We start from the raw sequence: 397 nt of genomic DNA, 5'->3' as shown, positions 1-397 counted from the left end.
GCGTATCGCGGTAGACCAGCTTCCAGCCCGCCAGTTCCAGGCCGCCGGTCAACGAGCCGTGGCCGTCCAGGCGCCCGCGCAGGAACGTCGCCCAGTCATACGGCGCGATGCCGTTCAAGGTCGCGACCACGTCGTTGAAGGTGTACGGGTTGACGTCCCAGTCGCCGTTGCCGACGCCGAAGAACGCACGTGCGAAGTCATCCAGGCTACGCCGGTTGCCGCTCAGTTCGCGCAGCTTGCCCTCCACTTCCAGCCACAGCATCTGGCCGCCGGAGTAGTAGTCCTCGCTCATCTGATAGTTGCGGTAAGGCAGAGTGCGGCGCTGCGCGATGGTCGGGTCATTGGTGGTGTCCTGCAGCGGCCGCCAGGCCAGGCCCGGGCGACCACGGTCATAGGT

At 66.5% G+C, this 397-nt stretch carries 1 pseudogene; it reads right to left on the bottom strand.

The features are described from left to right. Positions 1 to 397 (bottom strand): annotated as a pseudogene (locus KGA66_RS29500) (M61 family metallopeptidase); the annotation flags it as partial.

The sequence above is a fragment of the Actinocrinis puniceicyclus genome (assembly GCF_018283645.1).
Lineage (GTDB): Bacteria > Actinomycetota > Actinomycetes > Streptomycetales > Catenulisporaceae > Actinocrinis > Actinocrinis puniceicyclus.
This window is presented reverse-complemented; position numbering and strand designations above follow the sequence as displayed.